Origin of the sequence: Pseudomonas sp. Leaf15, assembly GCF_001421425.1 — a bacterium.
GTDB lineage: Bacteria > Pseudomonadota > Gammaproteobacteria > Pseudomonadales > Pseudomonadaceae > Aquipseudomonas > Aquipseudomonas salomonii.
The window spans coordinates 32,372-47,719 of sequence record NZ_LMKI01000013.1 but is presented as its reverse complement, the minus strand read 5'-3'; the positions used below and the strand labels follow the sequence as shown (position 1 = coordinate 47,719).

Sequence of the window (15,348 nt, the reverse complement as noted above, 5' to 3'; positions counted from 1 at the left end):
TTGCCTGCGATAGCGGTGTGCCAGGTAAACCGCTATCGCAGGCAAGCCAGCTCCCACACTGACCGTGTTAACTAACTGAGGCGTTTTCGCTTTGGCTGCTGCGGCGTTTGGTCGTCGGCTCCAAGGCTTGCTTGCGCTGCTGCAAAGCCTCCAGCAAACCAAAATCCTGCGGGAAATCGTCAACCTGAATGCCATGGTCGGCGTACTCCACGTAACGCCCGAGCAAGCTGTCTTCCTCATCACTGATCAAGTCCAGCACCCGCGCCTTGACGCGCCAGGCGGTGAAGGCAGTGGCGGAAATCGGCATCGGTTCGATCAGGCCCTGCTTGATCGCAGGCTTGAGCCGCGCTTCGATCAACTCCACTTGCGGCAACAAACGGAAGCCCAGCTCGCCGTAGGCCAGCTTGTCGATTTCCGGGCGCGGGATGTAGGAGTTGGCCAGCAAGCGGTCGCGGGTTTCGCCAGGCGTTTGCACCACATCGGCCACCTGGGCCAGCAGGCGGTCCGAAGGCTTGTGCAGGGGAATACCGAATGGAAAACTCAAGGTGCGCACCACGGCTGCCGCCGGTTTCGACGGGTAGTTGTCGAGCACTTCGGCCAGGGCTTCATGGGCGCGCAGCAACGCGTCCTGGGCCGACCAGTGCACCAGCGGCAAGTCGGCCTGAGGCCGCCCGTCGTCCTCAAAACGCTTGAGAACGCAGGACAAGATGTACAGCTGCGACAGAATATCGCCCAGGCGCCCGGTGATACTTTCCTTGCGCTTGAGCGCACCGCCGAGCACGCCCATGGACACATCCGAGATCAATGCCAGCACCACCGACAGCCGATTGGCCTGGCGGTAGTAGGACGCCAGCGCCGGGTCGGTCTTGGCCGGTGCGGCAATCAAGCGCCCGCCGGTCAGCGAATGCACCGCGGCGCGCACGGTATTGGCCAACACAAAACTCAGATGGCCAAACATCGCACTGTCAAACGCTTCCAGGGCCTTGCGCCGATCCGGGTTGTGCGCCGCTTCCATCTCGCGGAACACATACGGGTGGCAACGGATCAGCCCCTGGCCAAAGATAATCAGGCAGCGAGTCATGATGTTCGCGCCCTCTACCGTGATCGCAATCGGGCTTTGCTGGTAGGCGCGGGCCAGGAAGTTGTTGGGGCCCATGCAGATGCCTTTGCCGGCCACGATGTCCATGCCGTCATTAACGATCATCCGCGCGCGCTCGGTGACGTGGTACTTGGCAATCGCCGAGATCACCGAAGGCTTTTCACCCGCATCCAACGACGCCACCGAGACCTTGCGCACCGCATCGCAGGCATACAGATGCCCGGCCATGCGCGCCAGGGGCGCCTGCACGCCTTCGAACTTGCCGATGGGCAGGCCGAACTGTTTGCGCATCGCCGCATAAGCCGTGGTGCCACGTACCGCCACCTTGCCCAGGCCGACGTTGGCCGACGGCAGCGAAATCGCGCGCCCGGCCGCCAGGCACTCCATCAGCATGCGCCAGCCATTGCCGACCTGTTCACGGCCGCCGATCACCCATTCCAGCGGAATAAACACATCCTTGCCGGTGGTCGGCCCGTTCTGGAACACCGCGTTCAGCGGCCAATGCCGACGACCGCTGTTCACGCCCGGATGGGAGGTGGGGATCAACGCGCAGGTAATCCCCAAAGAGCCAGCCTTGCCCAGCAATCCGTCCGGGTCTTCGGCGCGAAAGGCCAGGCCCAGCACCGTGGCAATCGGGCCGAGGGTGATATAGCGCTTGTCCCAAGTCACTTTGAAACCCAGCACTTCCTCGCCTTCGTGCACACCTTTGCAGACGATGCCCAGGTCCGGAATCGCCCCGGCATCGGAGCCGGCATATGGGCTGGTCAGGGCAAAGCACGGGATGTCTTCGCCGCGTGCCAGGCGTGGCAAATAGTAATTGCGCTGCGCATCGGTGCCGTAATGCAGCAGCAGCTCAGCCGGGCCGAGGGAGTTGGGCACCATCACCGAAATCGCCGCCGCCGAGCAACGCGTCGACAGCTTCATCACCACCTGCGAATGCGCATAGTGAGAGAAGCCTTTGCCGCCGTACTGCTTGGGAATGATCATGCCCAGGAACCCGGCGTCTTTAGTGTACTGCCAGCCTTCGGGGGACATGTCCTGCCAGACCTGGGTGGTTTCCCAGTCGTTGGCGATGTCGCAGAGGGTTTCCACTTCGTTGTCGAGGAACGCCTGTTCTTCAGCGCTGAGGCTGGCCGGTGCGGCTTGCAGCAGACGCTGCCAGTTGGGCTTGCCGCTGAACAGCTCGGCGTCCCACCACACGGTGCCGGACTCGATGGCGGCGCGCTCGGTGTCGGACATCGCCGGCATGATCGTGCGAAACAGGCCCAGGGCCTTGCTGGTGAGCAGTGTGCGGCGCAGCGGTTTGATCGTCATCAGCACGGCGGGCAGTACCACCAGGATGGCTGCGACGCTGACGCCAACGCCTGCGACCACATTGAACAGATAACCAAGCGCCAGCCAGACCAGGCCGACGCCCAGCCACAGGGCTGCAGTGGCTTGTCGATAGGCCAGGGCAATCGCGGCGGCGACACCCATCAATAACCAAATAACCATGGGGATACCTCTACTTGATCAGGGCACGGCCAAACGCAGGCAGATCGAAATGATCTGCGGCGTAAAAGCCACACTACAAACTCGATACGGAATATTCAAATTTTGTTTTGAAATTTTTATTTAATCTCTTGACCAAACAATCAAGGCTGAACACGTCAGCCTACTGGATCAACATCAGAGGAACTTCACCCGCTCGCGTAAAAGTCCCGCGACACGAGCGCTGAACAAGAGCGCCAAGATGCGCTTGCCGCCCTTATCCAAGGCTCTGCGTGACTTACCCGCAAGACACAAGCTTAGAATGCATAGGTTGCCGAGACAGCCACTACGTCACCCGAAGATTCGGCCTTGCCGTCCAGCCTTGCACCACCCAGCCGGTCCACGTTCTTGGTCTTGAGATTGACCTCCTGCACGAACTGATGGGAATACGCCACGTCCAGACTCAACCCCGGAATAGCCCTAACGTCGTAACCCGCCCCCAGAGACAGAAACGTACGGTCACCGTCAGGTATGCGTGGGTCGCGTGTGGAGTTACGGGTCGGTGTCTGGTCGAAAGCAAGGCCTGCACGCAGTGTCAGCTCATCGGTGGCTTTAAAATCGCCACCCACGGAATACATCCAGGAGTCCCGGTAGTTGTAGGGAATTGCCACGATGGTGTTGCCGTCGGACTTGAGGGTCAGGTTCTTGAAAGATGACCATTGCGTCCACACCGCACTCATGCCCATTGTGAAGCGATCATTGAACTGGTGTACCCAATCCAGGCCTGCAGTGGCCGGGATGTCCAGTTGAGTACTGGCATTGGCGCCGTCCGGGATCAGCTTGAGGCCCGGATACGCCACTTCGGTAATGGTGCCGTTTCCGCCAAACGGGCTCGGGGCAGTTAACAACTGATTTGAAAATGCATCGGCGCGAATATTGTACTTGCCGGTCATCTTGTTCTTGATTTTTGCGTGATAGTTGAGGCCGAGGCTGTCTTGCTCAGTGGGCTTCCAGACCACCCCCGTGAACCAGCCTACAGAGGTGTTATCGACCTTGACCCTGATCAGCGACGTACCCAAGCCTGCCGGGAATGGAATACCACCCAGTTCAGACTGAGAGTTGGCCGCGGCCGCAAGCAAATCAATGTTCTGGCTGACGAAGCCTTTACTGTGCTGAACGATCATCCCGGCACCGACGGAAAGATCATCTCGCACCTTGAAGGACAGGGAGCCGGTCAACCCTACAGTTTCAATCTTGGTGTCGACTGCAAAGTCACGCAGCTTGGAGTTTTCGTTCCAGGTGGTGCGCATTCCTTGCGGTACTACCTGCGCCAAACCGAACGCAAACCGGTCACCTAGCGGCATTACCATGAACCCTGTTGGCAGCCAGGCAGTGAACCCACCTTGGCCCCCGTCATTGTTGTTAAGCACCGCAGCATCGGGATCGAACGTACCGTCCGGGTTGAACGGTGTATTGGATACCGGGTTACCCTGGTAGTCATTCGCCTGGCCTTTGTACTTGATCTTGATGCGCGCGTAATCGACGGTCATCTGCGCCACATTGTGGTCAACAAAAGCCATTGCAGCGGGGTTGTTGAATGCGGAACTCGGGTCATTCTTGAACAAGGAGCCGCCGCCGAATGCCCGGCCCCAGCCCGGTGCGCCATAGGTTGGCGTAGAAAAACCACCGGCCTGCACGGGCGCGGCCACCATCAGCCCGCCCATCAAAGCCAAACCCATTAAAGCTTGCACCTGTTGTTTTTTATTATTCATGAGGCACTCCTTATTGTTATCACACTGAGCCGGCCCTGGCCGTCCCGTCTTTCTGTTCGTCAGATCAGCCATTACGTTTCACATCGTTCCCTGCCCAGGTTCAAGGGTTAATCGTGAGAGCAGGTGAGGGTTTGAAGGTGAAAGTGGTGACCCTGCAGGTCGCATTCACGGTGTGAGGGCTGACGATGCTGAACGTGCCGTCGGCGGCACTCCACTGGGTGGTCAGCACACTTGGCGTCAGGCAGCTTTCATAAGGAAACTTCTCGGTAAAGCCCGAAAGCGTGGCGGTATTGGCATTTGTCGGCGCAAGTGTCCACGGCAAGTTCAGCGGGCCGGAAATACCACACAGCGCATTACCGGTGAACGTGGCGCTGTTGATGGTTGCGCTTGAGCCATCCGCCGCGACTTGGCCGCTGAGGGTCATGGTGCAAGGCACCGGCGTCCATGCGAGGAGCTTTACTGCGGTAGCGATGGTGCCCGAGGCGGTAAATGCAGCGCCTGCCTGGGCAAAGGTTGCCGCGCTCGCCATAGACGATGCACCGCTCAAGGTGAGTAACATCGAGCCCAAGAGGGCCGCTTTTTTAAGGCTTTGCATTGTCATGTTCCCCAGACAATAAGTACCGTATCCAACCGGCTCCGCCGGTGGTTTCCCACAGCCGGCACCTCTTGCGAGGCGCCGACCTTTGAACGGGTGATCAGCCCTTTGCGGAGTTACCCGCTTACGGGTTGACCGTCAGCGTCGGGGCCACAACATTCAGGGACACCACGGTGCAGTTGCCGCTCAGCGATTGGTTGGCAGCCGACAGGGTCTTGGAGCCTGGAGTCCATGCCACTGCGATAGGGGTTGGGCCGCAGTTGGTGGATGGGAGCGAAGTGATCTTGTAGCCGACATTGGTCACGGTACCGGTAGTGCCCGTTGCAGCAGTGAGCACCCAAGGCAGGTTGGTCAGGGTAGGCAAACCGCACAGGCCGCCGCCGGTCAAGGTCGCACCATTGATAGAAGCCACGCCACCGCTAACGTTGCCGGTAAAGGTGATGCCGCAGGTCACCGCAGCACCGAAGGACGAAGGCGACTTCACCACGATGGTGCCAGGGTTGGTCGAGAACGGGCCATCGGGAGTGATGGAAGCCGCACTGGCCATCGAAGCCGCGCCAAAGCACAGAGCAAAAGAAGTTGCACAAACGAGGGTTTTCAAGCTTTTCATTGTTTTTCCTCACATGTTATGGCGAGTCAGTTCGCCAGGGGTAATGGCCATGATCGAGAGGTCACGGTGAAACTGCAGAACTTCCCTTTCCAGCCAAATTTCAATGCATGTACACCTACAGTTTTAGAATTCGTTTATTCGACCACTTTGAAGGTCGGCGGCATCTTGATTGACACCGTCTTGATCTTGCAGTCTTCGCCAATCGGCACATTGGCGGCTTCCAACTTGCCGGTGGCGTTATCCCAGGTGCCGTTGGCAGTGGACGGGCCGCACTTGCCGCCTAAACCGAAGGCATGCACATCCACGCTGATGTTCGACATCGAGCCGCTTTTAGTGTCTTTGGCAATTAATACCCAGGGTAAGTTGATGGCCTCGACACGGCTGCATTTAAGGCCGCCGTCGAATTCAACTTTGTCGACGTTCACCGACGTACCATCGGCCGCGACCTTGCCGGCCACTTTGATGGTGCAGTCGGCGCTGATCAGCGCGCCCTTGGAAAAGCTGATCGGGCCTTGGGCCGTAAAGGCGCTGCCGGCTGGCTCGATCCGCGCAGCCTGGGCCTGTTGGTAAACCATCAGGCCGAGTGCGGCCAGGATGACATGGGCAGTAAAGGTGGCAGGGCTTTGCATGGTGTACGTCCTTCCCTTGAAATTATTGTTGTAGGGTCAAACCACTAACTTGCAATAAAACCGATGAATCCCGGGCGAAGAAGGCCTGCGTGGTACACAGACCCCGAGTTCACCCACACTCGCGTTAGTTCAGATTAAAACGGCGTCGCGCTGTTGCTGTACTTCTCCAGGTACTTCAACCGCTGTGAGGGTTGAAGGTTGGTCAGGGTGATATCCCCGGCATAGTGATTCAATACACGATGGTCCATGCGACGTCGCCACAAGTACGGCACATAGGCCCACACAATCATGCTGGCGTAGCCGTAAGGCAGTTGCGGCGATTCATCAAAGTGGCGCAACGACTGGTAACTACGGGTCGGGTTGGCATGGTGATCGGAGTGGCGCTGAAGTTGGAACAGAAAGATATTGGTGACAATCCGATTACTGTTCCACGAATGCCGAGGTGAACAACGTTCATAACGACCGTTGGGCAACTTCTGACGTTTAAGCCCGTAGTGCTCGACATAGTTGACCACTTCCAGCAACGAAAACCCGTAGATGCCCTGGATGATCAGGAACGGAATCACCGCCGCGCCCAGCCAGGCAATCATCGCGCCCCACAACACCAGGCTGTACATCCAGGCGCTGAGCACCGCGTTCTTCCAGTGCAGGGCCGGCAGGCCGAGTTTGCGCAGGCGTTCGCGCTCCAGGTTCCAGGCCGACACGGCGCTGAACCACACCGAGCGCGGCAGGAACGCCCAGAAACTCTCACCCAGGCGCGAGCTGGCCGGGTCTTCCGGGGTGGCGACGCGTACATGGTGGCCACGGTTGTGCTCGGTGTAAAAGTGCCCGTAGAAGGTCGGCGCCAGGGTGACCTTGGCCAGGAACACTTCCAGCGGCTTGGGCTTGTGTCCCAACTCATGGGCGGTGTTGATGGCAATGCCGGTGGCGGCGCCGGTGGACATCGCCATGCCCAGGTAAGTAAACCAGCTGACGGCGCCGTGCAACTCGGTGCGCGCGGTAATGAAGGCAGCGGCCTTGGCCAGCCAGCTCGACGGGTCCATGTGGGCGGTGGCGTTCAGCAGACCGCCGCTGATGATCCAGTCGATGCCGCCGGCGGCGAGCCAGCCGGTGATCACCACCGACGAGATGACGAACAGCACACCGGTGTAGACGATCCAGCGGTAGTAGCTTTGGGATTCGAGGTGGTTGACGGCGGATTCGGGTGGGTTGCTGACGTCTTCACCGAGCAGGCCGTCGATCAGCGGGATAAGGCCGAAGATCACCAGCACACCGACCCACCACAGTTGCTGTACGCCGGTGGTCATCGCCAGGGCGCCGGACAGCAGCGGGGTTGCCAGCGGCATGATGCCGAGCCACCACAGGTGACGTTTGCCGTCGGTCCAGACAGCTGGGGTTGCCAGAGTCTGATTCATGGCAGCCTCCGAACGAGGCAGATTGGACATGCGATAAAAGGCGTTTTTTTCATTATTTTATTCGCTCTTAGGCATTTCAAAAATTGTTTCAAATTACACATTGAAATAATTTTTTAAAATTAATAGCGCGGAATCGTTAGGTCGTCAACTAGTTTCTCGAAGGCTTTTTAGCGTGACCGGGCAGTCTGTTTTTTTGCCGTTTGGTCAGGTGTCTAAAGCAAGCCTTGACGCCCTTGAACCGCGAGTCGGGTAACGCAACTATTTGCTCACCAACGCCAACGGCGGAGGCTGCAGCGCAACGCTTTCGGCAGGCTTGACGCGCTTGGCAATCTGCTCCACCACCGCCACCACGCGCTCTGTGGCGGTGATCGGCAGCATATGGCCCCTGCCCTCCACCACTTGCAGCTTCAAGCCCGGCACCTTGCTCGCCAGGGCCTGGCCGTGCTTCTGAAAGTCCAGCACCTTGTCGCGCGCGCCATAGATCAAGCCGATCGGCAGGGTCAGTTGCGGGTAGCGCTTGACCATGTCCGGCAAGTGATCGTTGACCGTGTTGATCTCGGTGGAGGCGGCGTAAAAGTTGTCCGGGCGCATCCCCAACAGGCCGCCGCCACGGGTGGCGAAGTCCGGTGGCGCGGCGTCCGGAGCAAACACGCCCTTGACCACCGAACCTTTGGTCAGCAGCCCCACGGGCATGGTCAGGGTGTGCGACAGCCAGCGACGCAACCACGCCGGACGCACCGCCAATGACAAAAACACCAGCGGCAGCAGGCGCTGCGGGTGGGTCAACGGCGCAACCAGGACCAGGCCGGACACCGCATGCGGATGATCAAGCGCCAACGCCAGGGCAATCGCACCGCCAAGGGAATGCCCCAGCACCAGCGGTTTATCCAGGTCGAGGGTCTTGATAAACGCGGCTATTTGCCGGGCCTGGGCCGGCAGGTCTGCCGCCGTGTGTGCACCCCGGCTGGAGTAGCCGGAGCCCGGACGGTCCATCGTAATCACCCGAAAGCGTTCACGTAATTGCCCGGACAATGCATAAGTGAGGTTGCGACTGCTGCCCATCAGCCCGTGAATCATCACCAGCGGTGGGCCTTTACCTTCGTCTACATAATGAAAGCGCTCGCCATCGACCTCGACGAAACGCCCGTTGATCGGAACGGTGGCTTCTATGCGCCGCGTCATCCAGGCACTCAAGGCCCATAACAGCACACTGGCACCCACCACCACACCCGCAGCGACAACCCATTCAACCGCCATAGCTCGGTCCTCTGCTTCCCTGCTGCTGCTCCCTGACCGGTATTGGTCAAGGCCTCAGCCACCGTCCACACCCTGGACCCGGACTTGCTGCCCAGTGTGCTCGTCCGTCGGACAAGGCGCACATTGGGAACAAGGTCCTAGCGTAGGCGATATTTTCAGGTAGATTATTTAAAATCTTTTTTAAAATAATTAATTCACTTTTTCTTTGCAATGGTGTTCTATCTAAAAGACAAAACAAAAACAGGAGCACATCTGATGCCCATGAGGGACAGCCTATGAATGCCCACAGTGATTCCATCGACATCGCCATCATCGGCTCAGGCTTTGCCGGCCTGTGCATGGCAATCAAACTCAAGGCAGCCGGGTTTACCGACTTCTTTGTCGCCGAGCAGGCCGACACCCTCGGCGGCACCTGGCGTGACAACCATTACCCGGGCTGCGCCTGTGACGTGCAGTCCCATGTGTACTCGTTTTCGTTTGCACCCAACCCCAACTGGACGCGGCAATTCGCGCCACAGGCAGAGATCCGCGCTTACCTTGAGCAGTGCGCGCAGCGGTTCGGGCTGGCGCCTTATTTGCGCTTCGGCATGGGCCTGCAACGTGCGGTGTTTGATGAGCAGCAGCAACGCTGGCACCTGAGCTTCAGCGACGGCCGCAAGATGAGTGCGCGGGTGCTGGTGTCGGGCATGGGCGGGCTGTCGCGTCCGGCGCTGCCGGATATTCCAGGGCTGGACAGCTTCAAGGGCAAGCGCTTCCACTCCCAGCACTGGGATCACGACTATTCGTTGAAAGGCAAGCGCGTGGCGGTGATCGGCACCGGCGCCAGTGCGATCCAGTTCGTGCCGCAGATTGCCCCGCAGGTGGCACACCTGGACCTGTTCCAGCGCACGCCACCGTGGATCATGCCCAAGCCGGATCGCGAGATTTCAAGGCTCGAACGCTGGGCCTTCAAACACCTGCCGTTTACCCAACGCCTGGTGCGCGGCGCCTTTTACTGGGCGCTGGAAGGCCGCGTGGTGGGCTTTGCCCTGCACCCGCGGCTGATGAAGATGGTGCAGAAGATCGCCCTGCGTCACTTGCGCAAACAGGTGGCGCGCCCTTCCCTGCGCAAAACCCTGACGCCGGACTACACCATCGGCTGCAAGCGCGTGTTGATCTCCAACGACTATTACCCGGCGCTGTCACGCAGCAATGTCGAGGTGGTCACCGACACGGTGCTGCGCATCGAAGCCGACGGCGTGATTACCAGCGACGGCATCAAGCACCCGGCCGACTGCCTGATTTTCGGCACCGGTTTCCAGGCCACCGACCCGCTGCCCCGCGACTGCATCATCGGCCGCGACGGTGTCGACCTGATGGACGCCTGGCGCGATGGCGCCCACGCCTATAAAGGCACGACGGTACCGGGTTATCCCAACCTGTTCCTGATTGTCGGGCCCAACACGGGCCTGGGGCATAACTCGATGATTCTGATGATCGAAGCCCAGGTCACCTACATCCTCGATGCCCTCAAACACATGCAGCACCAGCGCATTGCCACGGTCGAGGTCAAACCCGCCGTCGAGCAGGCCTACAACCAACAGTTGCAGGACAAGCTCAAGCGCACCATCTGGAACACCGGCGGTTGCCAGAGCTGGTACCTGGACCCGCGCACCGGCAAGAACACCACCTTGTGGCCCGGCTCGACCTGGCGTTTCAAACAGCTCACCCGCCACTTCGCGCTCAAGGACTACCTCGCCAACCCGTTGCCGGCCTCTGCGTCGCGCGCGGTTGTTGCGGCCCCGCAACCCACTGCAGAAGGCAGCCTGTCATGAAGTCATTCAAGGGCCGCGTGGCGGCAATCACCGGCGCAGCCTCCGGCATGGGCCGCGCCCTGGCACTCGCATTGGCGCGCGAAGGCTGCCACCTGGCGCTTTCGGACAAGAACAGCCAAGGCCTGGAGCACACCCTGGCGCTGATCAAGTCATCAACCTTGTCGCCGGTCATGATCACCACCCACGTCGTCGATGTGGCCGACCGCCAGGCCATGCAAGACTGGGCCGCACGCTGCGCGGCGGAGCATGGCCAGGTCAACCTGATTTTCAACAATGCCGGCGTGGCGCTGTCGAGTACAGTCGAGGGCGTGGACTATGCCGACCTTGAGTGGATCGTCGGCATCAACTTCTGGGGCGTGGTGCATGGCACCAAGGCGTTTCTGCCACACCTCAAAGCCAGCGGCGAAGGGCATGTGGTCAATACTTCCAGCGTGTTCGGCCTGTTTGCCCAGCCGGGCATGAGCGGCTACAACGCGACCAAGTTTGCCGTGCGCGGCTTTACCGAATCCCTGCGCCAGGAGCTCGACCTGCAAGGCTGCGGTGTGTCCGCCACCTGCGTGCACCCCGGCGGCATTCGCACTGATATCTGCCGCAGCAGCCGCATCGACGCGAACATGACCGGCTTTCTGATCCACAGCGAGGAACAGGCCCGCGCCGACTTCGAAAAACTCTTCATCACCGACGCCGACCAGGCCGCCAGGGTGATTCTGCACGCCGTGCGCAAGAACAAGCGCCGCGTGCTGATCGGTCGCGACGCGTATTTTCTCGACCTGCTCGCCCGGTGCCTGCCGGCGGCCTATCAAGCCCTTGTGGTGTTCGCCAGCAAGCGTATGGCGCCCAAACCGCGCACGCCGGTGTTCGAAACCAACGACGAAACCCGTCTCTGAACAGGAGGACGCACCATGTTGCCGATCCGTCGCGATATCCGTTTTGCCTTACCTGCCGAGCGCATCAAGGACTGGCACGAACAAGGCCCGTTCATCACGCACTTTTTCAACGCCTTGTCGCTGCTGTTTCCCCAGGGCGAGCTGTTTTTCATGGACAGCGTGCGCCACTACCGTCAGCGCATCGACGACCCGGCGCTGAAGAAAGAAATCCAGGGGTTTATCGGCCAGGAGGCCATGCACAGCCGCGAACACGTGGCCTACAACGATCACCTGCAAGCGGCCGGCCTACCGGCGCACACCCTGGACAAGCGCCTGAAGTTCTTCCTCGACCTGCAAAAGAAACACCTGCCACCGTCGTTCAACCTGGCGGTGACTATCGCCCTGGAACACTACACCGCGATGCTCGCGGAAATCCTGCTCAGCGACCCGTCGCGTTTTGGCAAGTCACTCAAGGGCTACCAGCAGATGTGGTACTGGCACGCCCTCGAAGAAACCGAGCACAAGGCCGTGGCGTTCGATGTGTGGAACACCGTGATCAAGCCTGGGCCGATGCGCTATCTGTTGCGCACCGGCACCATGTTGACCACCACGCTGCTGTTCTGGCTGGTGGTGTTTGATTTCCACGTGCGCCTGCTGTTGGCCGACCGCAAAGCCGGTGGGCACCTGAAAGGATTCTGGCGCATGCTCAAGTTTCTATACGGGCCCAAGGGCGTGTTCCCACGCATGCTGCGGCCGTGGTTGCACTACTTCAAACCGGGCTTTCACCCCTGGGACCATGACAACCGCGCACGCCTGGCGGGTATCGACGCCCTGGTCGAAGAGATCGAACAGACCCAGCGTGAATACGCGTCCGCCCACGCTTACAGCTGAGCCGCCGCCCGCCTGCGGACAAAGCCCGGCAGCAGGTCGCCGGGCAGCGCCTTACTGAAATACCAGCCCTGGATAAACAGCTCGGTGCCAGTGTTCAAAAAGGCCAACTGCTCGGCGGTCTCCACGCCTTCGACCACCACGCCCAGGTTCAGCGCCTCACAAAAGCGCAGCATGCCGGTCAATACCTGGGCGCCTTTGGGGTCGCGCTGAGCTACCACGAAACTGCGGTCGATCTTGATAAAGTCCACCGGGAACTGGTGCAGATAGCTCAAGGCCGAGAACCCGGTACCGAAGTCATCGATATACACCTTGGCGCCGATCGCCTGGAGCCTCTGGATGGTCTGGCGGGTGGCCTGGATATCACCGACCAATGCGTCTTCGGTGATTTCCACCGAGACCTGGCCATGGGCCTGGGCGAGGATCTCCACCAGGCGCTCGCCATAGCCGGCCTGGGTCAGCGTGGCGCTGGAAATATTGATGGTCATGGGCAAGTCAAAGCCGATCTTTTGCCACTTTTGATACTGGCGCACGGCCTGGGAGGCCACCCACACATCCACGTCCGGCATCAACCGCGCCTGGGCCAGCCATTGCAGGAATTCCCAGGGCGAATGCACCGTGCCCTGGTTATCCCGCGCACGCATCAGCGCCTCACAGCCGGTGCACAGGCCGGTGCGGGTCGAGACTTGGGGCTGAAATTCCAGGTAGAACTCGTAATCGCTGATCTGCTGGATACGGCTCAATTCGACGGCCTGACGGGCGGCAGCCTTGTGGGACGCCAACACCGGGTCCAGTTCCAGCAGGCGGCCTTTCTCTTCGAGGCCGCGGAAGGTCATGTCCAGCGACTTGAGGTACACCGTGCTGCCATCACTGGACTGGCGATGAATCGCGCGCACATAGGGCGCATACACCAGGGTGCCCAGGCCCAATAGCAGTACTTGCAGCACCACTGCCGCGATGTCGCCGTGGGTACTGAGGTAAGCATTGAGCAGCACGGGCGCGGTAAATGGCACGCTGGCCACTGCCGGCGACACCCAGCCCAACTGCACCACCGTCAAGGCCAGCAGGGTATTGAACGCCGGCACCAGCAAAAACGGGATAAACAAACGCGGGTTAAGGATGATCGGCAAGCCGAACAACAGCACTTCGCTGACATTGAACAACGACAGCGGCAGGCTGGCCATCGCCAGCAAACGCATGGACTGGCTTTTGGAAAACAGCAGGATCGCCAACAGCAAACACAACGCCCCGCCCGACCCGCCGATAAACGCGAAAGAGCCGAGCAGGCCACTGTTGAGCAGGTACTTGATCGGCTCACCCGCCGCCAGCGCGGCGCCATTGAGCACCACGGCCTGGTCCAGTACGTCGAACAGCGGCTGCATGGCGTACACACCGTGAATGCCGAAAAACCACAGCAATGAGTTCATCAGGGTGACAAACAACCCGCTGCCATACGGCGATTGCAGCGCATCCAGTACCTGCGGCCCCTGCAGCTGCGCCACAGAGGGAATCTGCACCAGCAACGACAACACCAGCACCAGCAACAACGCCGTAATGGCGCCCGGCACCACCATATTGATGGTGCCGCGCAGGTTGTGGCCCACCAGGTCTTCGTTGACCAGGCGCGTCCAGCGAAAGCGGTGCAGCCAGGCGATTGCCGGCACATTCAACAGGGGCGATGCGATGGCGATAAACAACACAAACGTCGCCGATGCGCGCGGGTAGTCACGCAGTACAAAGGTGGCGACCACCACATGGGCCAGGCACAAAAATGCCACCGGCAATTGTGGCAGGCGGTGCTGGATGGCGAGCATGTAGCCAATCGAGGCCGCCACCAGCAGCGGAATCACCGAGCTGATCTGGTTATGCAACCCCGACAGAAAAGCCACCACCTGCGGATCGAAGCCCAGCGCGTTGGCGCATTCGGACAAGATCAGGAAACCGGCGGACACCAGCAGGCACGGCAGGATCCACAACAAGCCCTCGCGAATAGCGCGTAATGACTCGGTGCTGGCCAAGGCCGCCAGGCGCTGGGTGAGGAAAAGTTTGAACAGCGTTTGCGCCATGCCCGTCCCTCTGCCCGTATCGCTCGCTGCCCATGCTTGGCAGTGCCCATAAATCCCATGTAACGCTACACGGCCACCTACCGGTAGCGAAAGGCTTTTGCCGCACTACGATTAATTATTCAGAATTAATGTCAGTTTGCGCGATTTGTCGGGGCCGTCGGGCTAGCCTTCAAAACGGTTTTGCCGAAGCCAGGCCAGCGACCCTGCCCGCCTGCATGGCGATTGCCCGCTGGCTGATTGCAAAGCCTTGTGCGTGCCCCCATCTATTGACTTCATCCAATCAGGAGTAAGCCCTTGTCAGAACCCGGTGATAACCACCAGCGCGCCCTGGACCGTTTCTTGAGTGAACACCCCCAGGTGGCGACGCAACTGGACACCCTCAACCCTCTGGCCGCCCAAGCCAAAGGCGAAACCCTCGCGCAGTATCGCGCCGAGCGCTTGCATGAGGCTTTCGAGGCCGAGGCTGAGCGCCAGAATCTGTTTGCCTGGGAGCTGACGCTCAAGTTGACGGCCGAGTCGGCCGAAGCCTTTGAGGCTCAGCGCCTGGAAGTGCACAAGGAAGTCGCGCAGATGGCCGGGTTGGGGTGGGAAGAGTACTGCCGGCTGCATGACTTGGCTGGGTAGCCAGCTCCCACAGAAAAGCAGCTCTTCAGTGCATGCAAATCCGCAGCCGATCTCATATTCAAAACTGCATGCGGTCAACTGTGGGAGCGGGCTTGCTCGCGAATGCGGTGTAACAGTGACAGATGAATTGACTGACCCACCGCATTCGCGAGCAAGCCCGCTCCCACATTTAGACCGCGTTGCATCAGGTAGATAAGCTTTTGCTTTGCACTTGATCTGGCTCTTGCTTCAACCACTCAGGTC

12 protein-coding genes are annotated in these 15,348 nt (G+C 60.0%); 4 read left to right on the top strand and 8 right to left on the bottom strand.

The window, feature by feature from the left end; all coding sequences use genetic code 11:
* Nucleotides 1–67 precede the first annotated feature (67 nt).
* The 7 genes from ASE80_RS12915 to ASE80_RS12880 form a co-directional block, all read right to left on the bottom strand.
* Entirely contained in the window at nucleotides 68–2,593 is a 2,526-nt protein-coding gene (locus ASE80_RS12915) for an acyl-CoA dehydrogenase (protein WP_056859249.1), read from the bottom strand.
* Nucleotides 2,594–2,886: 293 nt separating this feature from the next.
* On the bottom strand, nucleotides 2,887–4,341 hold the full coding sequence (locus ASE80_RS12910) for an outer membrane protein transport protein (RefSeq protein WP_056859248.1): 1,455 nt from the start codon (nucleotides 4,339–4,341) through the stop codon (nucleotides 2,887–2,889).
* Between the two features lie 100 nt (nucleotides 4,342–4,441).
* Complete coding sequence (locus ASE80_RS12905) at nucleotides 4,442–4,936, bottom strand: protein activator (RefSeq protein WP_133257350.1); 495 nt, start codon at nucleotides 4,934–4,936, stop codon at nucleotides 4,442–4,444.
* A 124-nt stretch (nucleotides 4,937–5,060) separates the two neighbouring features.
* On the bottom strand, nucleotides 5,061–5,546 hold the full coding sequence (praB, locus tag ASE80_RS12895) for an alkane oxidation protein activator PraB (protein WP_056859245.1): 486 nt from the start codon (nucleotides 5,544–5,546) through the stop codon (nucleotides 5,061–5,063).
* 134 nt (nucleotides 5,547–5,680) lie between these two features.
* Nucleotides 5,681–6,175 (bottom strand): alkane oxidation protein activator PraA, encoded by a 495-nt coding sequence (gene praA, locus ASE80_RS12890; protein WP_056859244.1) that lies wholly within the window; start codon nucleotides 6,173–6,175, stop codon nucleotides 5,681–5,683.
* Nucleotides 6,176–6,309: 134 nt separating this feature from the next.
* The gene (locus tag ASE80_RS12885; RefSeq protein ID WP_056859243.1) at nucleotides 6,310–7,590 is read right to left on the bottom strand and encodes an alkane 1-monooxygenase; all 1,281 of its coding nucleotides are present in this window, start codon (nucleotides 7,588–7,590) and stop codon (nucleotides 6,310–6,312) included.
* 258 nt (nucleotides 7,591–7,848) lie between these two features.
* On the bottom strand, nucleotides 7,849–8,847 hold the full coding sequence (locus ASE80_RS12880; protein WP_056859242.1) for an alpha/beta fold hydrolase: 999 nt from the start codon (nucleotides 8,845–8,847) through the stop codon (nucleotides 7,849–7,851).
* A 275-nt stretch (nucleotides 8,848–9,122) separates the two neighbouring features.
* On the opposite strand from ASE80_RS12880, the gene ASE80_RS12875 reads away from it, so the two are divergent.
* Genes ASE80_RS12875 through ASE80_RS12865 form a run of 3 tightly spaced genes read left to right on the top strand, consistent with a single transcriptional unit; the run spans nucleotide 9,123 to nucleotide 12,418 of the window.
* Nucleotides 9,123–10,661: a flavin-containing monooxygenase gene (locus ASE80_RS12875; protein WP_056859241.1), complete on the top strand. Its 1,539-nt coding sequence runs from the start codon at nucleotides 9,123–9,125 to the stop codon at nucleotides 10,659–10,661.
* The gene (locus tag ASE80_RS12870; RefSeq protein ID WP_056859240.1) at nucleotides 10,658–11,548 is read left to right on the top strand and encodes an SDR family NAD(P)-dependent oxidoreductase; all 891 of its coding nucleotides are present in this window, start codon (nucleotides 10,658–10,660) and stop codon (nucleotides 11,546–11,548) included. Before ASE80_RS12875 ends, ASE80_RS12870 begins: the two co-directional genes overlap by 4 nt.
* Before the next feature lie 15 nt (nucleotides 11,549–11,563).
* Nucleotides 11,564–12,418, top strand: coding sequence for a metal-dependent hydrolase (locus ASE80_RS12865; protein WP_056859239.1), 855 nt, complete (start codon nucleotides 11,564–11,566; stop codon nucleotides 12,416–12,418).
* On the opposite strand, the gene ASE80_RS12860 is transcribed toward ASE80_RS12865, so the two are convergent.
* The gene (locus ASE80_RS12860) at nucleotides 12,409–14,481 is read right to left on the bottom strand and encodes an EAL domain-containing protein (RefSeq protein WP_056859238.1); all 2,073 of its coding nucleotides are present in this window, start codon (nucleotides 14,479–14,481) and stop codon (nucleotides 12,409–12,411) included. The genes ASE80_RS12865 and ASE80_RS12860 overlap by 10 nt on opposite strands.
* A gap of 294 nt (nucleotides 14,482–14,775) precedes the next feature.
* On the opposite strand from ASE80_RS12860, the gene ASE80_RS12855 reads away from it, so the two are divergent.
* Nucleotides 14,776–15,105 carry a DUF6388 family protein gene (locus tag ASE80_RS12855; RefSeq protein ID WP_056859237.1) on the top strand — a complete coding sequence of 110 codons (330 nt, stop codon included), beginning with the start codon at nucleotides 14,776–14,778 and terminating at the stop codon, nucleotides 15,103–15,105.
* Nucleotides 15,106–15,348 lie beyond the last annotated feature (243 nt).